The sequence below is a fragment of the Ideonella sp. genome (assembly GCF_036277275.1).
Lineage (GTDB): Bacteria > Pseudomonadota > Gammaproteobacteria > Burkholderiales > Burkholderiaceae_C > Ideonella.
Map to the genome: position 1 here is coordinate 1 of NZ_DASUNH010000143.1, position 22,896 is coordinate 22,896.

Sequence of the window (22,896 nt, forward strand, 5' to 3'; positions counted from 1 at the left end):
GCCAGCTGCGCGACGCGATCTGGTTCGGCCGCGCCGAACCCTTGCCAGGCAAGGTGCGCCTGGCCTTCCGCCTGAGCCTGGACGAGTTCCAGGGCCAGCAGCGGCTGCAGATGGTGGTCGAGGCTGCGGTCTAGGTGGCGATTTAGGCGCCGGTCTGGGCGCCATCGTTCACTTTCGAGCGGAAGCAGCCACCTCGCGCCACTGCACCGACTGCACCCGCCCTGGCGCCAGCTCCAAGGCGACGTCGAAAGCCGCCACCGCTTCGGCCGGACGGTCGAGTTCGAGCAGTACTTCGCCCAGCAGCTCGTTGCTCGGCTTGCGGATCGTCGGTGGGCCGAATTCGTAGGGCAGCGCGATCTCGTCGGCTGCCGCCTGCCGCAGCATGGTCAGTGCAGATTCGGCATCACCTTGGCGCAGCGTCTGCAGGCCTCGAAGCTGTGCCAAGTGGATCTGCAGCGACTTGCGCGACGGGTGCTTGGCCGGTAGACCGGCGGCATCGATCGCGGCAAGCACTCGCGCCGCCGATGCTTCGGCACGCTCCACGATGCGGGGCGGCAAATCACGCTTCGGTTGCCTCAGCGCCACGAACGCATCGACATAGTCGCGCTCGAACTGGGCGAGCGGCACGGCCGACAGGTCGGCACTGAGCGACTCCATCTCGCCGCCCCAATCGCCGGTGTCGATGAGGTAGCGCGACCGCATCGCGGCGAAGCTGGCGGCCGAGCTGCCATCGACGTCCAGCAGATCGGCCCCCTCTGACAGGTAGGGCCGCTTCTGCGCCTCTTCGGCACAGGCGACGAGCACGCGTCGCGCATCCATCAACCGGCCCTGCTGCAGGTAACCGTACTCCAGCCACGACAGCCCATGCCCGCAACCCGCGGGCGGCCGGCCCTTGGCAGCACGGGCCTGTTCAGCAATCTTCGTGGCGGTCTCGTTGGCCTTCACCACGTCATCCCACAGGCCCATCGCGATGAAGATGTGCGAGGTCATGTGCTGCGCATGGGCCGCCGCCGGCGCGATCTTCGAATAGGCGCGGGCTGCGGCCAGGCCGAGCGGCGCATGCAGCGGGTCGTCGACCGCATGGATCAGGTAGTGGGCGGCGCCAGGGTGCTTCGGGTTGGCGTGGAACGCCTCGGTCATCAGCGCGGCGGCCTTCATGTAGCTGGGCAGGTGGCGCCCTTCGTGCGAGGTGCCCATCAGCGACAACGCGTAGAAACAGGTGGCATCGATGTCGTTTGGAAAGCGTTCGTGCAGCGCACGCATCGCCTCGGCATAGCGCCGGTCCCGCTCCAGCTTGCTGCCCTCGCCGTAGAGCACTTCGAGCGCATCCAGGTAGGCCTGCTCGCGTTCGGTCTTCGCTTTCGCGCGGCGCTGCTGCGGCGTTTCGCCCAGGCGCAGCAGCACCGCGCGCGCAGCGTTGCGGTTCTGCTGCGCCCACAGCGGATGGTTGTGGGTCATCGCCTCGCCCCAGTAAGCCATCGCAAAGCTCGGATCGGCCTTCTGCGCGCGCTGAAACGCCTCGGCCGCCGACCCGTATTCAAAGTTGTGCAACTGCGCGAGGCCGATCAGAAAGTCGCGTTGTGCGGCCTTGGCGCCGGAGTTGGCGAAGCTGACGGATCCCACATGGCTCGACGGGATCGCCGCGTCGATACCGTGTGCCTGAGAGGTCAGCGAGGCAACTCCCCATGCCAGCGCCAGCCCGATGGTGGTGGCCAATCGCGTCTTCGTCATGACGATATCTCCCGGAGTCGAAGGCGCGATGTTGCCACCACCTATCATCGAATGACGCGACATGGACGGAGGTGTCATGAGGGGAAGTCGACGAACTGCAGCCTGGATCACCGCTGCTTTGCTGGCATTGACGCTGGCAGCAGGCTGCAGCGAAAGAATGGCGCCACGCATGGCCATGGCGAAGAAAGAAGTGTCGGCCGCTGGTGAGGCCTCACCAGCGGACAGGCATCTGGCCTACGAGCACACCGTGGGCGTCGACGTTCCGGAGGGTGAGATCGCCAAGGTCTCCGGCGCGGTGCAGGCCACCTGCCGAGAGCTGGTGGCCGAAGGCTGCGAATTGCTGAATTCCTCCCTGAACACCGGCCGGCATTCGCACGCTTCGCTGAAGTTTCGCGCGAGCCCGGCGGGCGTGCGCAAGCTGATTTCCAGTCTGGGTCAACTTGGCGAGATCGTCGACCAGTCGACCACGGCCGAAGATCTCGCACGGCCGTTGGCCGACACCGCTCGCAAGGTGGCGATGCTGACCGACTACCGCGCGAAGCTCGAAGCCCTGCGCCATCAGGCGCGCCTCGACGCGGACACCCTCATCAAGCTGACGCGCGAGCTGGCCCAAGTGCAGGCCGACCTGGAAGCCGCGCAGGGCGAACAGGTTTTTCTGCGCAAGCGGGTCGACCTGGAGATCCTTCACGTTCAGATCCACCCACTTCGCGCCGGGTCGTTCTGGCGCCCGATCCGCGAGGCCGGTGCGGACTTCGGATCCAACCTCTCGCAGGGCATCGCCAGCGCCGTCGTCGGCGTGGCCTATCTGCTGCCCTGGGGTCTGTTGCTGGGGCTGCTGATCTGGGCGGGGCGGGCGCTGTGGAAACGCCGGCGGCGCGTTCCGTCCGCACCTGCCGCGGGATAGCCGGCCCAGACGGCGGCACAGCAACGCCCATGCAGTCCGCAGTTGTCAACCAAGGTTGACAGCGCGGCAACCGTCAACTATGGTTGACGAATGTTGGAGCCGAAGACCCTGCCCTCTCCCGACGATCCGGCCGAAGCGCTGGCCGCCGTGGTCGCGCTGCGCCAGATGGCAGACCGCCTCGAGCGGCGAGCCGTCGCCAGCGCGCTCAAGCAGGGCTGGACCTGGACGCAGATTGCCGATGCGCTGGGCGTGACCAAGCAGGCGGCGCACAAGCGCCTGTCGGCTCCTTGACTCAAGCGGACGAACCGGAGGCCTCATGTTCCAGCGGATCAGCCAGAAATTTCGAGACATGGCGACGATCAAGGCTCTGTGCGAGCAGGCCGAGGCGCACGCCCGGCGCAGCGGCCACGCCGAGCCCGGTGCCGAACACTTCGTGCTCGCGGCAATCGACCTGCCGGACGGCAGCGCCAGACGCGCCTTCGCACAGGTCGGCGCCGACTCGGTCGACTTCGCGAACGCCATCCTGCGGCAGCAGGCCGAGGCGCTGCAGGCAGTCGGCATCCACGCCGACCCCGGCTTGCTGGCGCCCGATGAAGCGGCGCACAGCCAACCGATACCCCGCCTGTACGCGTCTCAACCTTCGGCCCGCCGGCTGTTCGAGCTGCTGACCGGGGTGCAGCAACAGCATCCCCGGGATCCGCTCTCCGGCGCTCACGTGCTGCTGGCCGTGACGCAAATGCAGCAGGGTGTGGTCGCGCGCAGTCTTCGGGCGATGGGCATCGAGGCCGATGCCTTGGCGGCTGCAGCAGCGGCTCAGCTTCGCGCGGCGGCCGAGACCTGAGACGCCGGCGATCGGTTGTGTACGTATTCAGGCGACGCTGACCGCTTCCAGCCGACGGCCTTCGGCATCGAATGCCAGCAGGTGCTGGGGCTCGGCGCCGAGCCTGACGTTGGCACCGCGAACCAGCGCGCCATCCGCGGCGGGCACCTTGAGCGACAGCGGCTCGGACAGACCAGGCAAGCTGACGTACGCGACGCTGATGTCGCCCAGTTGTTCGACAGTGTCCACCGCCCCAGCGATCGCGAAGCCAGCCGCCTCATCGACCCATTTCAGGTGCTCCGGTCGCACGCCCACCGTGGCCACACGGCTTGTGGCAATGCCCTGCGCGTGCGGCCAGCGCAGCATCCCTCCCGGCACCTCGAGCGCCGTGTCACTGGCGCCTTGCACCGGCAGGAAGTTCATCCGCGGAGAGCCGAGGAACCCGGCCACGAAACGGTTGACGGGCTGCTGGTAGACCTGCATCGGTGCGCCGACCTGCTCGATGCGGCCGTTGTTGAACACCGCGATGCGATCGCCCAGCGTCATCGCCTCGACTTGGTCGTGCGTGACGTATACGATCGTCGTGCCGAGGCTGCGGTGCAGGTGCGCCAGCTCGATGCGCATCTGTGTGCGCAATGCAGCGTCGAGGTTCGACAGCGGCTCGTCGAACAGAAAGACCTTCGGCTCGCGTACGATCGCGCGGCCGATCGCCACGCGCTGGCGCTGGCCGCCGGACAACTCCTTCGGTCGCCGCGCGAGCAGCGCGCTCAATTGCAGCCGTTCGGCCGCTCGCTGTACCGCGGCGTTGATCTGCGCCTTCGTCTTGCCGGCCATGCGCAGGCCGAAACCCAGGTTCTCGGCGACCGTCATGTGCGGGTACAGCGCATAGCTCTGGAACACCATCGCGACACCACGCTGCGCCGGCGGCAGGTCGGTCACATCGGTGTCACCGATCAGGATGCGGCCGGCACTCGGCTCTTCCAGCCCGGCCAGCATGCGCAACGTGGTGCTCTTGCCGCAGCCGGATGGGCCGACCAGCACCATGAACTCGCCTTCGTTGACCTGCAGGTCCAACCCCTGCACCACCGGTGCGCTGGCGCCCGGGTAGGTCTTGGCGACGGCTTCGAAGCGGACGGCCGACATCTCAGGGTGCCTTCGGTGGTTCGGCGCCGGCGTGCTGCGCCTCGATGAACGCGCGGTACCAGTGCGCGCTGTCTTTGGCGGTGCGCGCCTGCGTTTCGTAGTCGACATGGAACAGGCCGAAGCGCTTGGCGTAGCCCGAGTTCCATTCGAAGTTGTCGAGCAGGCTCCAGTAGAAGTAGCCGCGCACGTCGACCCCCAGCTCGATCGCGCGGGCCAACGCCGCCAGGTGCTCGCGCAGGTAGGCCACGCGCTCGGCGTCGGCCACGCGGCCGTCGGCGTCGACACGGTCTGCGTTCGCCATGCCGTTCTCGGTGATGTAGATCGGCGGCGGCGAGTACTCGCGCGTGATGCGCACCAGGTGCTGCGTCAGCGCCTTCGGGTAGATCTCCCAGCCCATGTCGGTGAAGCCATGCTGGCCCGGTGCCGGCACCTTGGGCTGTTGGGTGCTGATGTAGCTGCGGGTGTAGAAATTGACGCCGAGGAAGTCCAGCGGCTGCGCGATCTCGGCCAGGTCGCCGGCCTCCATGCGCGGCGCATCGGCACCGAGATACTCCAGCACGTCGGCCGGGTACTGGCCACGGAACACCGGATCCATGTACCAGCGCACGTTCAGCCCGTCGTCCAGACGCGCGGCGCGGCGGTCTGCTTCCAGCTCGGTCGCCGGAAAGGCCGGGGTATGGTTCAGCACGATGCCCAGCTGCGTGCGCGTCTCGGCCCGCATGGCCTGGATCGCGCGGCCATGAGACAGCAGCAGGTGGTGCGAAGTCTGCATCGCCGCGGCGCGGTTGGTCTTGCCGGGCGCGAACTGTGCGGTCTCGTAACCGAGTGTCGCGACGCACCACGGCTCGTTCAACGTGGCGATGGTCGTGAGCCGATCACCGAAGCGGCGTGCCACTTCGGCCGCGTAGTCGGCGAAGTGCGGCACGATCTCGCGCGCCGGCCAGCCGCCCAGTTGCGTGTGCAGCGCCAGCGGCAGGTCCCAGTGGTACAGCGTCGCATGCGGCGCGATGCCGGCTTCGAGCAGGCTGTCGATCAGGCGGTCGTAAAAGGCGAAGCCGGCTTCGTTCCACGCGCCGCGGCCCAGCGGCTGTACGCGCGGCCACGCGAACGAGAAGCGGTAGGCCTTCAGGCCCAGCCATTTCATCAGCGCCACGTCGTCGCGGTAGCGGTGGTAGTGGTCGCAGGCCACATCGAGGTTCGATCCATCGTTGATGCGGCCCGGCTCGCGGCAGAAGGCGTCCCAGATCGACGGGCCCTTGCCGTCGAGCGCGCCGGCGCCTTCGATCTGCGCGGCGCTGGTGGCCGAGCCCCAGGCAAAGTCGGGGCGAAAGGCTGCGCGGTGGGCCGCCGCAGCGAAGTTCGTGTCGTTCGAGTTCATCGTCATCCAGGTGCGAGGAATCGGTGGAGCGCGGTCAGCCGCGCACCGCGCCAGAGGTCAAACCCGCGACGAGCCGCCGCGCGCTGAAGAAGAAGGCCACCAGCAGCGGCAGCATCGCGATGGCGCTGCCGGCCATCAGTGCGCCCCACTCGGTGTTGTTGGGGCTTTGCATCGAGCGCAGCGCCAGCGGCAGCGTGTAGTGCTCGACCGAGCGCATCACCACCAGCGGCGCCATGAAGTTGTTCCACGACGCAATGAAGGTGATCAGCCCCAGTGTGCCGAGTGCCGGCCCGAGCAGCGGCAGCACCACGCTCCAGAAGATGCGGAACTCGTTGCAACCGTCCATGCGCGCCGCGTCGAGCAAATCCTTCGGGATCGCCGAGCCGATGTACTGGCGCATCATGAAGATGCCCAAAGCGCTCGCGGCGGCCGGCACGTACAGCGCACGCGGTTCGTCGATCCAGCCCAGCACGTCCATCACCATGAAGCTGGGGATCATGTTGAGGAAGCTCGGCAGCATCATCGAGCCCAGCACCACCGCGAACAACGGCTTCTTGAAGCGGAACTCGTAGACGGCGAATGCATAGCCGGCCAGCGCGCACAGCAGCAGGTTCAGCGCCGTCGTCAGCACCGCGACATACACGCTCATGCCGAGGTTGCGCCAGAACGGCAGCCGCTCGGTCAGCAGATCGATGTTGGTCAGCAGCGCCGAGCCAAACCACACCGGCGGCGGCGAGTTGAAGATCGCCGCGCGGCCGTGCGTCGCGAAGACGAAGGTGAACCAGAACGGCGCGACCAGCAGCAGCGCACCAGCCCCCACCAAGGCCCAGGCCGCCACCGAGCCGGGACCCAGATCACGACGACGCATGCTGCCCTCCCGTTCGGCCAAAGAGCTTGCTGTTGCCCCAGGTCAGCGCCGCGATGATCAGGAACAGCAGCCACGACACTGCCGACGCGGTGCCAAAGTCACCATCGCTGAAGGCCATCCGGTACATGAAGATCGCGCTGGTCATCACCGACTGGCTGACACCCTTCTCGGGGTCGACCAGGATGAACGGTTCTTCGAACAGCTGCAGGTTGCCGATGATCGTCAGCGTGACGGCGAAGAAGATCATCGGCTTGAGCAATGGCAGCGTGATGAAGCGGAACTGTTGCCAGCTGCCGGCGCCGTCCAGCGTCGCCGCTTCGTACAGCTCGTTGTCGATCACCTGCAGTGCCGACAGGTACAGCACCAGGTTCCAGCCGAGAAAGCGCCAGAAGACGACGAAGGCCACCGCGGGTTTGGTGTACGCGGCGTCGCCCAGCCAGTCGATCGGCTCGCTCATCCACGGGCCCAGCACCGCGTTGATGACGCCGTAGTCTTTCGAGAACAGCGTGCTGAAGATCAGCGCGATCGCGACGCTGGAGGTGATGTAGGGCACGAAGTACGCCGCCACCACCGCGTTGCGACTGCGCTTCAGGTGCCGATGGATGAAATACGCCAGCGGCAAAGCGACGAAGTGCTGCGGCACGCCTGACACCAATGCGAACCACAGCGTGTTGTAAAGCGACTTGTGGAACCACGGGTCGGTGGCGGCGAACACGAAGTTCTCGAGCCCGACCCAGCGCATCGCGGCCAGGCCGGCGGCCGGGTCCCACTGGTGCAGCGACAGCCAGATCGAGAACAGCAGCGGAAACACGCCGAACACGATGAACAGCACGAAGAACGGCGCGATGAACAGGTACGGCGCCCAGCGGCGCATGCGCCAGGTGGCACCGGGCTTGCGAGCATGCGTGCCCGGCGCCGCGTGCGCGGCGGGCGACGTGCTGGTCGGGACGGCGTAGGTCTGATCCACGCGCGGCTCCTTCAGCGGCGCGCCCGGCGCTCGATCAGCGCGCGCGCATCGGCCAGTGCGGCAGGAATCGCCTTGCCCTCGGCAACGACCTTCTCGAACTCGTCTCGGATCACGTCGGTGGCCATTGCGTCGTACTTGGTCACCGGCGTAGCCGGCACCTGCGCGGCGATCTCCCTCCACAACTTGCGCGCCGGCTGGCCGCCGAGGAAGGCGAGCGGCTCGTCCATCACCGGGTCGTTCTGCGCTTCGATCAGCGCGGGGAAGGTGTCGAGCACCTTCAACGAATTCAGCTGCGTGGCCTTGTTCGTCGTCATGAAGCGGATGAAGTCCCACGCTTCGGGTTTGTGCGCCGCCTTCTTCGGGATCGCGTAGAACGAGCCGCCGTAGCTGCCGGCCTGGCCGCTGGGCAGCACCGCGGAGCGCCACAGGCCCTTGGTGTCCGGCGCGAGCCAGTTCTTCAGGTGGCCCGTGAGCCAGGCGCCCATCATCTGGCTCGCGATGCGGCCCTGCTTGAAGCCGGCGGCCCAGTCGTTGGTCCACGGCGACACCTTCGCGTCGAGCCCGGCCTGGCGCGCCGCGCGGCCGAGTTCGAATGCGCGCACGAAGCGTGGGTTGTCGACCAACACCTTGCCCTGCGCATCGAAGTACAGGCCCTCGCCGTCTTTCAGGCCGGTGCGCAGCACGATGTCGCGGATGTCGGCCGCATCGGCCAGCAGGTAGGCGCCGGTCTTCGCCTTGATCTTCTTGCCGGCCTCGATGTAGCTTTCCCAGCTCTTCGTCAGCTCGGCTTCGGTCACGCCCGCCTTATCGGCCACGTCCTTGCGGTACAGCAGCGTGCCGGGGCCGATGTCGGCCGGCATCGCGGCGAGGTTGCCCTTGCTGCCTGTCGCTTGGGCGAAGGTGTACTTGACGAATTTGTCGCGCAGCGCCTGCGCGTTGTACGGCGCGGCATTGAGGTCTTCGAGACCACCGCTCTCGGCGAACTTGCCGATGAAGCGGAAGTCGACCGCCATCACGTCGGGCAGGCCCGAGCCGGTGGCCAGCGCGGTGGTCATCGCGGTGTGGTGATCGGCATACTGCAGCGAGACGATCTTCAACTCGACCTGCGGGTACTGCTTCTGAAAGCTCTCGGCCGCGGCCTTGGACGCACGGTCCAGGTCCGGAAACGTGGCCACCATCAGCGTGGTCTTCTCAGCCCACGCGGCGTGGCTGAGCACCAGCGCAAAGGTGCAAGCCGTGGCCTTGCTGAACATGGTGATCGCGTCCTCGCGGTGAAAAACTTCGGTCTGAAAAAGGACCCGGCGCCGGCTGTGTGGGGGCGGGCGCCGGGAAAAGCTTCGGCGTGGGAACTGCCGGGGCCGCGAGAGGAGCGACCCCTGGGGCGATCAGAAGCGATAGCCCATCTTGGCGCCGTAGGTGCGTGGCGGGTTGTAGAACGAGGTCCAGGCGGTGCCGTTGACCCACGAGGCGTCGGTCTTCACATGCTCGTCCGATGCGTTGACGACGAAGCCCTCGATGAACCAGCGGCCCTTCGGCTCTTCGTAGCGCAGGCTCAGGTCGACGGTGGCGTAGGCGTCCTGGAAGCGCGCATCGGGCGTGGCACGGGCCGCGGCCGATGCGTTCGGGCTGATGTCGCCGAAGGGGCCGAGCTTGGTGCGCGTCTGGTAGTGCACCTGTGCACGCGGCACCACCAGGCCACCGCCAGGCATCGTGAAGTCGTGCTCGTAGGCGAAGGTGGTCGAGAACTTCGGGGCGTGCGGCATCTGCTCGCCCTTCAGGTTCTGTGCGTTGTCTTCTTCGCCGCAGTTCAGCAGCGCCGAATCGCAGGTCAGGAAGTCGTCGTACTTGGCATCCAGGAACGACAGGTTGCCGCTGAAGCGGTCGGCCTTGGTCAGGCGCCAGCTCCACTCGACCTCGACACCGCTGATCGTGGCCTTGGCGGCGTTGCTCGTCACGAGTTGCTGCTGGCGACCGCCGGTGCCGTCGTCGCCGGTGTACTCGATCGAGCTGACCTGCATGTCCTTGTACTTCATCATGAAGGCCGCGACGTTGATCGCCAACGAGCGATCGAACAACTCTGTCTTCAGGCCCAGCTCGTAGTTCGTCAGGAACTCGGGCTTGTGGCGACGGCCGCCGTCCGACAGGCCGCCGGACTTGAAGCCTGTCGACACGGTGCCGTAGGCCAGCAGGTCCTTGCTCGGCTTGAATTCGACGCGGCCGAGGTAGGTGTTGGCGGTGTCCTCGGTCTTGCCGTCGTTGTGGCCACCGCCCGGCCAGGTGCCGTAGTCGGGTGCCGGCAGCACGTCGTCGTAGTCGCTGTTGCAGGTCTCGCGGTTGACCGGGCCGCCCGGGCCGATCAGGTGGCCCCCGGAGCCGACGGTGGCACCGAATTGCGGGCAGACCCAGTTGCGGCCACCCACGTCTTCTTTCTTCTCCGAGGTGTGGCGTGCACCGGCGGTGATCGCCCATTCCTTGTTGAACTTGAACGTGCCCTGGCCGAAGACAGCCTGGGACGACAACGTGCGTTGCGGCTGGATGAACGACATCGCCCATGCGGTGTCGGTGTCGGCCACCGGGTTGACGATGATCGGGCCGGTCGTGCCGATGACGGGTGACGTCGAGATATCGATGTCGAAGCGGATGCGGTTGTCTTCGTTGATCGAGAACAAGCCGGCGATCCACTGGAACGCGCCGTCGTCGGTCGACTTCAGGTTCAGTTCATGGGTGTTGTTGTCGAAGCGCGACCACTCGGTGCGGTGCTCCTGCTTGAAACCCGGCGAGACGCCTGCATCGTTGTCGCTCGCATTGGTGCGCGACATGCTGCTGATGCTGCCGATGTAGCTCAGCTCGATCGCCGGCGTGATCGCCCAGTCGATGCGGGTGCGGAAGGTGGTGTTGTCCTGGTCGAGCGCCCCCGGCGTGTCGATCAGCGCCGAATTCCACTTCTGGCCTTCGCGCGGGGTCTGCATCAGCGAGACGTTGCCGGTGCCCTGGTCGCGGTAGTACTCGAGCGCGGTCGTCGTGCGCAGGTTCTCGGTGATGTCCCAGAGCAGCGTCGTGCGAATGCCTTGCTGGTCAGTGGCGCCGTATTTGCGCGCACCGGGCTGCACGTAGGAGCGTTCCTGGTACTCGACCCAGCCGTCCTGCCGGTCGCTGATCGCGGCGATGCGCAGCGCAGCGGTCTCGGCCAGCGGCACGTTCATCGCAGCCTGTATGCCGATGTGGTTGCGGTCGCCGACGACGACACCGAACGAGCCGCTCGAATCGCCGAACTTTGGCTTCGCGGTCACCAGGTTGACCGACCCGGCGGTTGCGTTGCGACCGAACAGCGTGCCCTGCGGGCCGCGCGCCACTTCGACGCTGGCCAGGTCGTACATCAGCACCGTGGCTCCCTGCGGCCGCGGCGAGTAGACACCGTCGACGTGGAAGGCCACGGCCGGGTCACCCAGCTCGGTGTGGTTGGTCGAGCCGACCCCGCGCAGGAAGACGTGCACGCCGCCCGAGTCGCCGTGCTGCTCCACGCTCAGGTTGGGCACCAGTGCCTGCATCGTCGACAGATCCTTGACCTGGGCTTTCTCCAGGTCCTTGGCCGAGAAGGCCGACACGGCGAGCGGGGTGTCCTGCACCAGCGTCAACCGCTTCGTCGCGGTGACGGTGATTTGCTCGACCGCGCTGGATGCCGGCGGTGCGTCCGCAACCGGCTTGTCTTGCGCCATCACACCGGCGCCGGAGAGAACGGCAACCGGCACCAAGGCCGTCACCACATGCTTCTTGCTGATCACCACCATGTCTCCTTCTGTCGTTTGTCGTGGCCTTTGCGCCGCGATGTGTGGCCCTCACCAGCGGACCACCGCTGCCGTCTCGCCTTTGCGATATGACAACGTTGTCTAATCTGGTGCGCCGAATTCTGACAACGCTGTCATTTAGCGTCAACCACGGGTCTTCCCGAAGCTTTCATCGGCGGGTGACAGCGCGCGCCACGGCGACCGTCAGGCCTTGCGCGCGGCCGTGCGGCCCTTGCGCGACGCCAGCGCCAAGGTCGAATCGCGCGGCACCACCTGGTGCGGCAGCACGCGCTCGCTGGATGACGACTCGCCATCGGCGCCTGCCGGCGTCACCAGCATGTCGACCGCCATGCGCGCCATGTCCTCGATCGGCTGGCGCACCGTCGTCAGCGGCGGCCAGACCAGCGTCGCCGCGGGTGAATCGTCGAAGCCGGCGATCGACAGCTCGGCCGGCACCTGCAGCCCCAGCCGCTGCGCGGCCGACAGCACGCCCAGCGCCATGTCGTCGTTGCTGGCGAACACGGCAGTCGGTCGATGGCGTTGGGCCAGCAGATGGTGGGCACCGGCCACGCCGCTGGGAAACGTGAAGTCGCCTTGGTAGACCAGCGATTCGTCGACCGCCAGCCCGTGCGCCTTCATCGCGCGCTTGAAGCCCTGGAAGCGCAGTTTGGACGCCGCCTGATCGGTGGCGCCGCGGATGAACGCGATACGCTCATGGCCCAGCTCGATCAGCAGCTCGGTCACTTCTTCGGCGGCGCGCACGTCGTCCATCCGCACCGTCAGCAGCGCGGGGTCGTGCTCGCCGGGCGAGATCAGCACCGTCGGCGTGCCGCTCTCGGCCAGCACCTTCAGCACCTGCGGGTTGTCGCACAGCGGCGGCGTCAGGATCATGCCGTCGGGCCTCAGCGCGGCGACCATGCGGTCGACCTGGGCCTCGATGTCCGGCGCATCGTCCTCGATCGACTCGACGACCAGGTGGTAGCCGGCTTCGCGACAGCGCACCGCGGCGCCCTTCTGCACCCCGCCGACGAAGGAGGCACTGGGGTCGTAGTACAGCAGCCCGATCAGGTAGCTGCGCGCGCCGGCGAGGCTGCGCGCCGACAGCTTGGGCCGGTACTTCAGCTGCGCCACCACGGCCAGCACCTGTTCACGCGTCTGCTCGTGAACACCGGCTTCGCGGTTCAGCACGCGCGAGACGGTCTTGATCGAAACCCCGGCCTCGCGGGCCACGTCGATGATGGTGGGGGCGGACGATGCTCGGCTGCTCACAGGGGCCTTGTTCTAGACGATGGGCTGAAGGCCTCGCACTGTGCCACAGCCGCCCCGCGGCTGCATTCATCCAGCGCTTCGGCGTCAAGCCGGCCTGGCAGAGCGTTTGCAGCACGGCGACAATGGTGCACCGGGACGACGTGGTCACCGACCAACCGCCCGAGACTCCCCCCGCTCCTCCTTCCTGGCCTGTCGTGTCTTCCGTTCTTTCGACCCTGCCTGCGCTGCGCCAGCGCCTGCGCGCCCTGGGCGCCAATCCGAAGCATGAAGAGCGCGTGCTGCGCCTGTGGGCCAACGCGCTGCCGCAGACCAGTGGCCGCCGCAAGCTCGAAGACTTCATGCCGCAGACGCTGCGCCAGGCCTTGCCTGCGCTCGACGAAGAGCTGCAAGCGCTGGCCACGGTGCGCTCGGAGCACCCAGCCGAAGATGGCTCGGCCCGGCTGCTGGTCGAGCTGGGTGACGGGCAGACTGTCGAGAGCGTGCTGCTGCCGCGTGATGGCCTGTGCGTGTCGACGCAGGTGGGCTGCGCGGTCGGGTGCCTGTTCTGCATGACCGGCAAGGACGGGCTGCTGCGCCAGGTCGGCAGCGCCGAGATCATTGCGCAGGTGGCGCTGGCACGCCGCCGCCGGGCGGTGAAGAAGGTCGTCTTCATGGGCATGGGTGAGCCGGCCCACAACCTGGACAACGTGCTCGATGCGATCGATCTGCTCGGCACGGCGGGCGCGATCGGCCACAAGCAGCTCGTGTTCTCGACGGTTGGTGATCGCCGTGTCTTCGAGCGCCTGCCATTGGGCCGCGTGAAGCCGGCGCTGGCGCTGTCGCTGCACACCACCAAGCCCGAGCTGCGCGAACAGCTGTTGCCGCGTGCGCCCCGCATCGCCCCCGATGAACTGGTGGAGCTGGGCGAGCAGTACGCCCGCCGCACCGGCTACCCGATCCAGTACCAGTGGACGCTGCTGGCCGGCGTCAACGATGGCGACGACGAGATCGACGCGATCGAACGTCTGCTGAAGGGGAAGTACGCGATCCTGAACATGATCCCGTACAACCAGGTCGATGGGCTCGACTACCGGCGCCCGAGCTGGGAGCGTGCCGCCGAGATCGCCCGCACACTGCACCGCCGCAGCATCTTGACCAAGCTGCGCCAGTCGGCGGGGCAGGACGTCGAAGGCGGCTGCGGCCAGTTGCGGGCCCGCTCGGCAGCCGCGACGCCGATCACCTTGCATCGCCGCGCGTCGACCGGCGCCTGAGCAACGCTACGGCTTTCCGTAGCGCCCCGCGCTGCGTCGCGGCCATGCCCGATTCGACCCGCGCCTGGCGGCTTCGGTCGCACCGCGGCTGCCAGGTCTTTCGACCGCAGGCAACATCGCGCCCGAAAACCAATTCAGGAGACAGCCGATGCTGAGCAGACGTGAGTGGGCAAGAAGAACAGCCGCGGTCGCGGCCGGGGTGACACTGCCGAGCAGTTGGGCGGCAGACACCCCGCCGGCCACCCCCTCGGCGGCGCTGGCCGACATCGCGGCGCGCTATTTCGCCGATCGGATGGAGCTGGACCCGCTGCAGGGCTCGGCCACGTTGGCCGACCCGAAGTTCGAGGGCCGGCTGTCGATCACCATCGCGCCGGAAGAAGTCGCGAAGGCACGCGCGCTGAACGAGCGCGTCAAGCGTGAGCTGGCCGCCGTGCCGGCCGACAAGCTGGCGCCATCGGAGCGCCTGAGCCATGAGCTGCTGGCATGGGAGGTGCAGTCGGCCCTCGATGGTGACGCCTTTCCCACCCACCTGATGCCGATCGACCAGTACGGCGGCCTGCCGGTGGCCTTGTCCAACTGGGCCGGCGGTGATCAGACGCAGCCGTTGAAGACGCCGGCCGACTACGACAACTACCTGAAGCGTCTGCGCCGCATCGCGGACTACAACCGCCAGGCGATCGCGAACATGCGCGACGGCATGGCGCAAGGCTACACGGTGCCACGCGCGCTGGTCGAATCGGGGCTGCCGATGCTGAAGAAGCTGGCCGAACCGCGCTTCGACAAGACGCCGTTCGGCGCCGCGTTGCGTGTGCTGCCCGCCACCTTCAGCACTGCCGATCGTGCGCGCATCTCGCAAGCGTATGTACGCAGCTACGAGCGGGAGATCCGGCCGTCGATGCTGGCGCTGCTGCAGTTCCTGCAGGGCCCTTACATGCGAGCCTGCCGTGCCAGCGCCGGTGCGTCGGCCCTGCCGAACGGCGAGGCCTACTACGACCACCTGGTGCGCCTGCGCACCACTACGGCGCTGACGGCCGACGAGATCCATGCGCTTGGCTTGGCCGAGGTGGCCCGCATCCACGGCGAGATGGCGAAGCTGCAGGAGCGCTTTGGCCACAAGGGCTCGATCAATGCGTTCCTGAAGTGGCATGACGCCCAAGCGCGCTTCCGGCCCTTCCGCAGCTGGGACGACATCCTGAAGAGCTTCTATGCGCTGAACGACCAGGTCACGCCGCAGATGCCGCGCCTGTTCGGCCGCCTGCCGAAGCAGCCGCTGCAGATCCGCGAGATCCCCGAACTGCAGCGCGCGACGACCAGCTCGCACTACAACCCGCCATCGCCGGACGGCGCGCGGCCGGGCATCTTCTTCGTCGGTGCGCCCACCACGCCGACCGGATACAACAACGCCGAGATGACCTCGCTGCTGCTGCACGAGGGACAGCCTGGCCACCACTTCCACACCAGCCTGCAGTACGAGCTGGACTTGCCGGCCTTCCGCAAGTACGGCTGGAACGATCCGTTCGGCGAAGGCTGGGCGCTGTATGCCGAGACCCTCGGACACGAGATGGGCCTGTATGCCGATCCGAACCAGCACCTGGGCCACCTGAAGATGGAGCTGCTGCGCGCCGTGCGGCTGGTCACCGATACCGGCTTGCACGCGAAAGGCTGGACGCGTGAACGCACGATGGCCTACATGATGGACACCGAGGGCATCACGCCGGCCGAGGCCAAGCAGGCCACCGAGCGCTACATGGCCGCACCCGGCCAGGCCCTGGCGTACAAGATCGGGGCATTGAAGATCCAGCAGCTGCGCCAGCGTGGCAGCCAGCAACTGGGCAGCCGGTTCTCGCTGCCGGCGTTCCACGACCTGGTGCTGTCGCAGGGCACGTTGCCCCTGCAGGTGCTCGAACGCCAGGTCGACAGCTGGATCGCGCAGCAGGCCGGCGGCAAGCCCGCCTGAGCCGGCCCGCAACGACAAAGCCGGCGCAAGGCCGGCCTTGTTCATGCCATGGCGTGCGCCGTCTCAGGCTCTCAAATGCGGGGCTCGCCTTCGTCGTTGACAGTCAGCGTGGGGCCGGGCGGGAAGGTGGTCTGCACACGGTGCTCGACACCACGGAACTGGTAGCTCACGTCCCAGTAATCGGGCCGGCCTTGCGGCGGCACCGCGGCGCAACGCTGCGTCGGGCGGCTGACCACCGTTTCGCGCCCGACGTTGGCGCCGACCACCGCGCCGATGACCGCACCGCCAGCGGTGGCCAGGTCGCGCCCCGAGCCGGCGCCGATCTGGTGACCGAGGATGCCGCCCAGGATGCCGCCGACGACAGCGCCGCCGACATTCGGCTGGTTGCGGTGCTCGACGGTGACACGATCACGCTCGATCCAGCAGCGTTGCTGCTGCGGGCCGGCGAACACCGCCTGCGCGCTGGTCACCTGCGCTTCGTAGAAGCGCTCCTGCGGGCGTCGGCGCCAGTCGTAGACAGGCTCCGGAATCGGCGCATAACGCACTTCGTCGAACCATGCCGTCGGCGGCACCGGTCGCACCGACGACAGCGTGTCGTTCAATCCCATCGCGCCCAGGCTCGGGTAGCGCCCCGGTCGCAAGATCACGCACCGGCCCTGGAAGCCCGCGTGCTCGCAGGCCTCCCAGCGCTCGCCCAGCACGATGACCGACGAGGCGCGGTCGTTGAAACCGAATGGCTGGAAGCTGCCCACCTCGCCGCTGGCCTGGAAAGCCCTGCCGTGGAAGCCGCCATGCTCGAAGAAGGCGATCTGGCCCTGCACCGGGCGTGGATTGCCATGGTCATGGCCGTGGTGCCCAGCGTGTCGCGCCGGGCGCGCCGATGACAAACGATCGTTCATCCGCATCTCGCCGAGCGAGCGGTAACGGCCGGGCCTCAACACGACGCACTGGCCCCCGAACTCGACGTGCTCGCACACTTCCCATGGCTGATGGGTGACCACGACCGACGAGACGCGGTCGTTGAAGCCGAAGCGACGGAAGTCGTCGACGCGGTTCGGCGTCGTGAACGCACGCCCCTCAAAATTGCTGTGTTCGTAGAAGGTCACTTCAGCCGACACTGGGCCGGCCAGCAGCACGGCCAGGGTGGCCAGTGCCGATTTGAGTTTGCGGTGCATGAACTACCTTGTTTCCTTTGCTCACATGTCGGGCCCCGAGCCGGATGGCTCGGCTCGATTCGCCCGGAGCAGCGTCACAACGCGGCGGCCCCGCGAACCGATGACAAACCCGCATTGGCCGAGTTCGGACTGGCGATACACGATCTCGGCCGTTAGCATCGCGCTTCCCCTCTGAGAGGACGATCGACCATGCACCATTCCGTCACGCTCCGGCTCCGCACCCTCGCACTGGCCTCGCTGTTGGCCGTCCTCGGCGCACCGGCCGCCGCCCAGTCGACCAACGGCGTCACGATGCTGCGCATCGCCAACGGCCCGGGTGGCGAGATCCTGAAGGACGAGAGCACGACCCTCCATACGATGTCCTGGAACATCGCCGACGCTGACGCGCAGGCCTACTCCACCTTCAACGATCGCGGCACCGGCCTGGCGTTCTGCTCCGCCGGCCGCGACTCAGGCGCATCGTGGGACATCGCGTCGCGTCTGTATGGCGGTGACGTGGTCGTCTTCAAGGTGGCGGGCGCCGCGCCCACGCAGGTGACGACGCTCAACATCACCGTCAAGGCGCTGGGCAGCGGCTCGACGACGACAACCGCGGCACTCGACTACTGCATCGGCAGCACCGTGGCCGGACGCTGCCCCAGTGCGCTCGACCCTGTCGTGGCCGCCCAACTGAAGCTACCGCTGCCAACCCGGGTCAAGGCCGCCGGCGGTGACCACATCGACGCGCTGGCCAACAACATCTTCGACTACCAGCACACCGTCGCACTGAAGATCAAAGGCGCGAAGGCCGTGGTTCCGCTGTGGTACTCGATGGAGGCGACCTGCGAACGCAACGCCAAGGCGACGGCCGCCTCGGCCTCCAGTCAGCTGGCCTCGATGGAGTTGGTGCTGCCCACGGGCGTCACGTGCACCTCGCGCACTGGCAAGGCGTTCAACGCGAAGTGCCCGGCAGCCGCTCTCTGAGCGCGTTGTCATCACGAGAAAAGCCGGCCCTGCGGGGCCGGCTTTTTCATCGGCGCATGAAACAGTCTACGGCTTCCAGCCCAGCTTGATGACCTCGAAGTCGCTGGCCATCAGCGTCGCGAACGCCGGGTTCAGGATGTCGTTGTTCCAGCGCTTGTCGAAGGTGCCGGTGATGTACATGTCCGAGCCGTTGTCGGCCACGATCAGGCCATAGCGCTGCATCGCCCGGAAGATCTTGCGCGCGTGCGGGTCGTTGGTGCGCGTGGCCGGGTCGACGCCGTTGACGTTGGTCTTCAGCCGCAGCCGCGCGCCCATCGGCAGCGCACCGCTGGTCGAGCCGGCGGTGTGCGAGGCGGGATAGACATGGCCGTTGGTCGCGCGCACCGTCACGCGGATCGCGTGCTTGATCTCCGGCACGTTGTCGTTCCACGCTTCGTCATAGCGCACCAGCCCCGGGAAGATCGCCAGACCAGCGGCATCGGCCGAGGTCCACCCTTCGGGTCGACGATCGTTCTTCGTCATGTCGAAGAACGCTCCGGAGCCACCGAACCACTTGTTCAGCGTCGGGTTGTAGTAGACGTTGTAGAGCTCGTACAGGTGCTTGTTGGTGCAGTCGATGATCAGCAGGTGCCTGTCGTTCTTCTTGCGCTGGTCGACGTTGGCCGGCGCACCACCCTCGACCCAATGCGGCTCGGTGATCGCCTCGGCCGGGATCGGGTAGAACGGGATCGGCTTGCCGGTGTCGAGGTTGACGCCGTCGCTCTCATCCCAGTACTTGAACTTGACCTTCTGCTTGGGCTGCGTGCCGTTGACGATCGCGTAAGGGATGCCGTAGATGCTGACGCTGCCGGGCTTGACTTCGCCCCCGAAGTCAGGATGCAGGCGGCGGACGCCGCCGTTGTTGATGAACGAGATGAAGCTGGCGGACTTCGGGTCCACCGGCGCGGCGGTGATGTCGGTGTTCCACCAGTTGGTGGCCGGGAACACCGGCAACGGCCCCGGTGGTGGTGCGCCCTGGACGGGCACCTCGGGTGGGCATTGCTGCGCATAGGCGGCGGCCAAGCAGGCCTGCAGCACCAGCGCGACGAGAGCTCTGGGGAATGTCTTCATGGCTGATTTCCAAAAGAACAGCTGAAACGTCAGTGTCGCCCTGCCTTCAGCCGCCTTGAGCGGTCAAATCGTTACCGCTGACCGCAAGCGTCAGCGATTGCTGCAGGACGGGTTCGTGCCGCCACGGCCTGCTGCAGTGCAGAAATCAGGCCCTGCACATCGCCCGCCGGCACGGTGATGGCACCACAGTCGGCCGGCAAGCCACATGCCGGCGTGGCCACCACCGGCAACCCGGCGGCCAGCGCCATCAGCAGCGCGCGCGGCGCATGCTCCACATGCGCCGGCAAGGCCACCACATCGGCATCGGCCAACCAGCGGCGATCGGCATAGCGGCCGTGTTCAGCGGCAACGCCTTGCCACACAGTGGCGTCATCGGAAGGGCTGCCCAGCACCCGCAGGCGCCAACCCAGCGCACGCAGCGCAGCAGCGAGCTCGAGTGCGCCCTTGCGCGGCAGCGCGCTGGCGGGAAAGACCACCAACGGCACCGCACTCACGTGTCGCGCCGGCACGGCGGGCATCGGTTGCTGCGTCGCCCACGGCAGCCGGTGCACGCGGCGCACGCCTTCTCGGGCCAGGCAGTCGGCCACGCCGTGGTGTGGTGTCAGCACGCTGCGGGCGCCGCGCAGTGCGACCCATTCCGCATCGGCGAAAACGGCATCGACGCGGAAGTCGACCAACGAGCCGGCTCGCGGCCATTGCCGGCCGGCTGTGTCGAGCCGGTGCTGCAGTTCACTCGCCGGCAACGCCGACACCAGCACGTCGTACTGGCGGCCTCCCAGGCTGCCCTGGCGCCACAGCGGCACGAGCAGACTCTGGTCGACCAGCAACTCGGTGTGCTCAGGCTTCAGCGCGGCGGCGGCCCAGTCGGCCAACCAGGCGCCCGCGCGCACGATCGCGGCCTGGCGCGGCCCCCCCTCACCCGCCGCACGGCGCAATGCCCAGGTGCGGCGCAGCGAAGCGACGAGGGCAACGTGCTGCCGCGCGGTCGCCGGCGGCTGCCAGGCACCGGCCGTGCGACGGGCCGGGCGCACCCACGGGAAGAGCCAGTCGGCATCGCCGCCCTGGCCGGCCAGGTACTCGGCCCATTCGGGTGTCCAGCCGTTGAGCAGCAGCGCCCGGCGCCCCGCCATCGGCAAGGCGCGTTGTGCCGCATGCCTGAAGCAGCGGATCTCGTCGCATGTCAGGCACCCTCGCGCCACGGCGGTTGCCGGCGTTGCGGCATGCCAGACCCGCGTGTTCTGGCGTGGTGAACCGGCCGGCCCCGCCGCCCGCAGCCGAAGCACCAGCTCGCTGGCGGTCAGTGACACGTCGATCCGAAAGTCGAAAGGTGCTTGCAGGCGCAGGTCGATGTAGTTCCACAGCACCGTGGCGTCGACCTCATCCGACCGCCCCGCCTGTTCGATGCGCGCACTGTGCCCATGCCGCTCGGCCAGCTGGATGCCCGCCCGCGCCGCAGCACTGGCCAAGGCATTCGACAACTGGCACAGCCCGCCGGCCACCGTGGGCACCACGCAGCCGGCGCGCACCTCGCGGCCGAGCACGAAGCCACGCCCACGCGACGGCCGGCCCAGCTGGCGCCAGAAACTCAGCACCTGGCCGGCAGGCACCACCACGCCGTCGAATGCCTGGATGGCCACACGCAGGTTGTGCACCTTGCCGGCCACCAGCGCGAACTCATCGGCGCGACCGTCGGTCCACAGCGGTGAACGGACTTCAGCCAGCGCTGGCGCATCGCTCAGTGCGGCGGCGGCCTCATGCCGAGGTACTCGGTTCGAAGGCCAGCTGTCGCGCAGCGTGCGCAACAGCACGTGGCCCGCCACGCGCACGGCCAGCCAGGCGGCAGACAGCCGCGTCGGCACGGCCCAGCGATCAGCCGGCACGGCGCTCATCGGGCACCGCCCGGGCCAACGCGACTCTTCTGGTGCATCCCTCACCTTCCTGCGGCGCACTGTACCGGCAGGCGGGGCTGCCAGCGCTTGCCGTCGGACTCGGCACCCCTACAATCGCGACTTCCTTTTCTGACTGCTGCTGCAGCTGAAGGTCTCTGCCCCCGCACCACTTGCCGGGGGCCGCCTTTTATCGCCTGGCTTTGCCGGGCCCTCGGGTTCTTCACCCGGGAAAGCACAGCGTCATGTCCTCTCATCTCATTCGCCTTCAGCGCGCCTTTGCCCGCGCGAAGATCGATCTTCGTTTCGACAACGGCGTCTACCGCGTCCGCGACGAGGCGGCCGAAGCCACCATCCTGCTGCCCGCGTCGCTGGCGCTGGAGGAAAGAGCTGTCCAGCAGTTGCTGGCCTTTGCCTCGGTGAAGACCCCCACTGGTGACGCGGCCGTGTGCGCGGCCTGCGCCACGCCCGACTTTCACCCTGGCGCGATCGCACCGGTCGGCTCGATCGTCGCCACCGATGCCGATGTCGTGATCCCGGCCGCGATCGGCACCGACATCAACTGCGGCATGCGGCTGTACAGCACTGGCTTGTCGCTGGCGCAGTTGGGCCCGCGCCAGGAAGCGCTGGTGGCGCGGCTGAAGGCAGTGCTGCTCGAAAACGAGCGCAACGTGCCGCTGCCCACACGAGCCTTCAAGGCCTTGTTCGACGCCGGTCCACTGGCCTTCATCGATGCGATCGAACCGCAGGGCCTGTGGGCTGGTGTCGACCGCGACCGCCTCGCCGACGAGGTCTCGCGCTGCATCGGGTTGGACAGCCTCACCGCCGATTCGCACCACGCGCCCGACGCTTTCGTCGGCACGCGCGAGGTCTATCGCGACCCCTGCCTCGGCACGCCCGGCTCGGGCAACCATTTCGTCGAGCTGCAGGTCGTCGACGAGGTGATGGATCGGCACGCGGCCTACGCGGCCGGGCTGAAATCTGGCGACGTGGTGGTGATGATCCACAGCGGCTCGCGCGACCTGGGTTTTCATGTCGGCGTCCGCTGGATGGACCGGGCTCGAGATGCGTGGCCAACCGGCGTGCGCCACCCGGAAAGCAAGCTCTACGCCTTGGCCGGCCCGCTGGCCACCGAGTACCTGCAAGCGATGGGCGTGGCCGCGCGCTACGCCTGGGCCAACCGCGTCGTGCTGGGCGAGATGGTGCGGGCCGAGCTGCAGCGGGTCTTCGGCGCCGACGACGCACGCCTGGTGGTCGACGTGCCGCACAACGTGGTGCTGACCGAACAGGGTCGCAACATCCATCGCAAAGGCGCGACGCCGGCGCATGACGGCAATCTGGCGCTGATCCCCGGCTCGATGGGCGACCACTCGTATGTCGCGCTCGGCCGCGGCCACGCGGACTGGCTGTGGTCATGCAGCCATGGCGCCGGCCGGCGCATGCGACGACAGCAAGCGCGCGCCATCGTCGGTGCGTTTCACGGGGGCGACTGGCACTGCGTGACGCTGCGCGAAGAACGCCGCATCGAGGAAGCGCCCGAGGCCTACAAGCCAATCGGGCCGGTGATCGATGCGCAGCGCGAAGCCGGGCTGATTGAGCCGGTCGCCAGGCTGCGGCCGTGGGTGACCTTCAAGGCTTGACGGGCGTGGCCCGCACCCGGGTTACGCCTTGTTGCCAGTCCGAAATTGGA

At 67.7% G+C, this 22,896-nt stretch carries 19 protein-coding genes; 8 read left to right on the forward strand and 11 right to left on the reverse strand.

The window, feature by feature from the left end:
* Window positions 1–17 precede the first annotated feature (17 nt).
* Window positions 18–134, forward strand: coding sequence for a hypothetical protein (locus VFY73_RS30470; protein ID WP_414654526.1), 117 nt, complete (start codon window positions 18–20; stop codon window positions 132–134).
* A gap of 34 nt (window positions 135–168) precedes the next feature.
* Here VFY73_RS30470 and VFY73_RS25030 read toward each other — a convergent pair whose 3' ends face one another.
* Window positions 169–1,731, reverse strand: a complete 1,563-nt coding sequence (locus VFY73_RS25030) for a hypothetical protein (RefSeq protein WP_329723987.1) — start codon at window positions 1,729–1,731, stop codon at window positions 169–171.
* 169 nt (window positions 1,732–1,900) lie between these two features.
* Between VFY73_RS25030 and VFY73_RS25035 the strand changes: the two genes are divergently transcribed.
* From VFY73_RS25035 to VFY73_RS25045, 3 genes are all read left to right on the forward strand, one after another.
* Window positions 1,901–2,635, forward strand: a complete 735-nt coding sequence (locus VFY73_RS25035) for a DUF4349 domain-containing protein (RefSeq protein ID WP_329723989.1) — start codon at window positions 1,901–1,903, stop codon at window positions 2,633–2,635.
* Window positions 2,636–2,725: 90 nt separating this feature from the next.
* Window positions 2,726–2,926, forward strand: coding sequence for a helix-turn-helix domain-containing protein (locus VFY73_RS25040; RefSeq protein WP_329723991.1), 201 nt, complete (start codon window positions 2,726–2,728; stop codon window positions 2,924–2,926).
* 58 nt (window positions 2,927–2,984) lie between these two features.
* Window positions 2,985–3,476, forward strand: a complete 492-nt coding sequence (locus VFY73_RS25045) for a Clp protease N-terminal domain-containing protein (protein ID WP_329723993.1) — start codon at window positions 2,985–2,987, stop codon at window positions 3,474–3,476.
* A 27-nt stretch (window positions 3,477–3,503) separates the two neighbouring features.
* Here VFY73_RS25045 and VFY73_RS25050 read toward each other — a convergent pair whose 3' ends face one another.
* The 7 genes from VFY73_RS25050 to VFY73_RS25080 form a co-directional block, all read right to left on the reverse strand.
* Window positions 3,504–4,598, reverse strand: a complete 1,095-nt coding sequence (locus VFY73_RS25050) for a sn-glycerol-3-phosphate ABC transporter ATP-binding protein UgpC (protein WP_329723995.1) — start codon at window positions 4,596–4,598, stop codon at window positions 3,504–3,506.
* A 1-nt stretch (window position 4,599) separates the two neighbouring features.
* Window positions 4,600–5,976, reverse strand: a complete 1,377-nt coding sequence (locus VFY73_RS25055) for a GH1 family beta-glucosidase (protein WP_329723997.1) — start codon at window positions 5,974–5,976, stop codon at window positions 4,600–4,602.
* A 34-nt stretch (window positions 5,977–6,010) separates the two neighbouring features.
* Window positions 6,011–6,844, reverse strand: coding sequence for a carbohydrate ABC transporter permease (locus VFY73_RS25060; protein WP_329723999.1), 834 nt, complete (start codon window positions 6,842–6,844; stop codon window positions 6,011–6,013).
* Window positions 6,831–7,811: a sugar ABC transporter permease gene (locus VFY73_RS25065; RefSeq protein WP_329724001.1), complete on the reverse strand. Its 981-nt coding sequence runs from the start codon at window positions 7,809–7,811 to the stop codon at window positions 6,831–6,833. Before VFY73_RS25065 ends, VFY73_RS25060 begins: the two co-directional genes overlap by 14 nt.
* Window positions 7,812–7,822: 11 nt before the next feature.
* Window positions 7,823–9,064 (reverse strand): ABC transporter substrate-binding protein, encoded by a 1,242-nt coding sequence (locus VFY73_RS25070; RefSeq protein WP_329724003.1) that lies wholly within the window; start codon window positions 9,062–9,064, stop codon window positions 7,823–7,825.
* 132 nt (window positions 9,065–9,196) lie between these two features.
* Complete coding sequence (locus tag VFY73_RS25075; protein WP_329724005.1) at window positions 9,197–11,593, reverse strand: TonB-dependent receptor; 2,397 nt, start codon at window positions 11,591–11,593, stop codon at window positions 9,197–9,199.
* 207 nt (window positions 11,594–11,800) lie between these two features.
* A complete protein-coding gene (locus VFY73_RS25080; RefSeq protein WP_329724007.1) occupies window positions 11,801–12,865 on the reverse strand; it encodes a LacI family DNA-binding transcriptional regulator in 1,065 nt (354 codons plus the stop codon).
* Window positions 12,866–13,059: 194 nt separating this feature from the next.
* On the opposite strand from VFY73_RS25080, the gene VFY73_RS25085 reads away from it, so the two are divergent.
* A complete protein-coding gene (locus tag VFY73_RS25085; protein WP_329724009.1) occupies window positions 13,060–14,115 on the forward strand; it encodes an RNA methyltransferase in 1,056 nt (351 codons plus the stop codon).
* 148 nt (window positions 14,116–14,263) lie between these two features.
* On the forward strand, window positions 14,264–16,072 hold the full coding sequence (locus tag VFY73_RS25090; protein ID WP_329724011.1) for a DUF885 domain-containing protein: 1,809 nt from the start codon (window positions 14,264–14,266) through the stop codon (window positions 16,070–16,072).
* 71 nt (window positions 16,073–16,143) lie between these two features.
* On the opposite strand, the gene VFY73_RS25095 is transcribed toward VFY73_RS25090, so the two are convergent.
* Window positions 16,144–17,247: a beta/gamma crystallin-related protein gene (locus VFY73_RS25095; RefSeq protein ID WP_329724013.1), complete on the reverse strand. Its 1,104-nt coding sequence runs from the start codon at window positions 17,245–17,247 to the stop codon at window positions 16,144–16,146.
* A gap of 189 nt (window positions 17,248–17,436) precedes the next feature.
* Between VFY73_RS25095 and VFY73_RS25100 the strand changes: the two genes are divergently transcribed.
* Window positions 17,437–18,210 (forward strand): hypothetical protein, encoded by a 774-nt coding sequence (locus tag VFY73_RS25100; RefSeq protein ID WP_329724015.1) that lies wholly within the window; start codon window positions 17,437–17,439, stop codon window positions 18,208–18,210.
* A 66-nt stretch (window positions 18,211–18,276) separates the two neighbouring features.
* Here VFY73_RS25100 and VFY73_RS25105 read toward each other — a convergent pair whose 3' ends face one another.
* Together VFY73_RS25105 and VFY73_RS25110 are read right to left on the reverse strand one after the other, a co-directional pair.
* Window positions 18,277–19,320 (reverse strand): hypothetical protein, encoded by a 1,044-nt coding sequence (locus tag VFY73_RS25105; protein WP_329724017.1) that lies wholly within the window; start codon window positions 19,318–19,320, stop codon window positions 18,277–18,279.
* A 71-nt stretch (window positions 19,321–19,391) separates the two neighbouring features.
* Window positions 19,392–21,209, reverse strand: coding sequence for a VanW family protein (locus tag VFY73_RS25110; protein WP_329724019.1), 1,818 nt, complete (start codon window positions 21,207–21,209; stop codon window positions 19,392–19,394).
* 242 nt (window positions 21,210–21,451) lie between these two features.
* On the opposite strand from VFY73_RS25110, the gene VFY73_RS25115 reads away from it, so the two are divergent.
* Window positions 21,452–22,846, forward strand: coding sequence for an RtcB family protein (locus tag VFY73_RS25115; RefSeq protein ID WP_329724021.1), 1,395 nt, complete (start codon window positions 21,452–21,454; stop codon window positions 22,844–22,846).
* Window positions 22,847–22,896: the final 50 nt, after the last annotated feature.

Coding starts and splice junctions, on each gene's coding strand:
- VFY73_RS25030 (WP_329723987.1), bottom strand. CDS start 1,731: ATGACGAAGACGCGATTGGCCACCACCATCGGGCTGGCGCTGGCATGG.
- VFY73_RS25035 (WP_329723989.1), top strand. CDS start 1,901: ATGGCCATGGCGAAGAAAGAAGTGTCGGCCGCTGGTGAGGCCTCACCA.
- VFY73_RS25040 (WP_329723991.1), top strand. CDS start 2,726: ATGTTGGAGCCGAAGACCCTGCCCTCTCCCGACGATCCGGCCGAAGCG.
- VFY73_RS25045 (WP_329723993.1), top strand. CDS start 2,985: ATGGCGACGATCAAGGCTCTGTGCGAGCAGGCCGAGGCGCACGCCCGG.
- VFY73_RS25050 (WP_329723995.1), bottom strand. CDS start 4,598: ATGTCGGCCGTCCGCTTCGAAGCCGTCGCCAAGACCTACCCGGGCGCC.
- VFY73_RS25055 (WP_329723997.1), bottom strand. CDS start 5,976: ATGAACTCGAACGACACGAACTTCGCTGCGGCGGCCCACCGCGCAGCC.
- VFY73_RS25060 (WP_329723999.1), bottom strand. CDS start 6,844: ATGCGTCGTCGTGATCTGGGTCCCGGCTCGGTGGCGGCCTGGGCCTTG.
- VFY73_RS25070 (WP_329724003.1), bottom strand. CDS start 9,064: ATGTTCAGCAAGGCCACGGCTTGCACCTTTGCGCTGGTGCTCAGCCAC.
- VFY73_RS25090 (WP_329724011.1), top strand. CDS start 14,264: ATGCTGAGCAGACGTGAGTGGGCAAGAAGAACAGCCGCGGTCGCGGCC.
- VFY73_RS25095 (WP_329724013.1), bottom strand. CDS start 17,247: ATGCACCGCAAACTCAAATCGGCACTGGCCACCCTGGCCGTGCTGCTG.
- VFY73_RS25100 (WP_329724015.1), top strand. CDS start 17,437: ATGCACCATTCCGTCACGCTCCGGCTCCGCACCCTCGCACTGGCCTCG.
- VFY73_RS25105 (WP_329724017.1), bottom strand. CDS start 19,320: ATGAAGACATTCCCCAGAGCTCTCGTCGCGCTGGTGCTGCAGGCCTGC.
- VFY73_RS25110 (WP_329724019.1), bottom strand. CDS start 21,209: ATGAGCGCCGTGCCGGCTGATCGCTGGGCCGTGCCGACGCGGCTGTCT.
- VFY73_RS25115 (WP_329724021.1), top strand. CDS start 21,452: ATGTCCTCTCATCTCATTCGCCTTCAGCGCGCCTTTGCCCGCGCGAAG.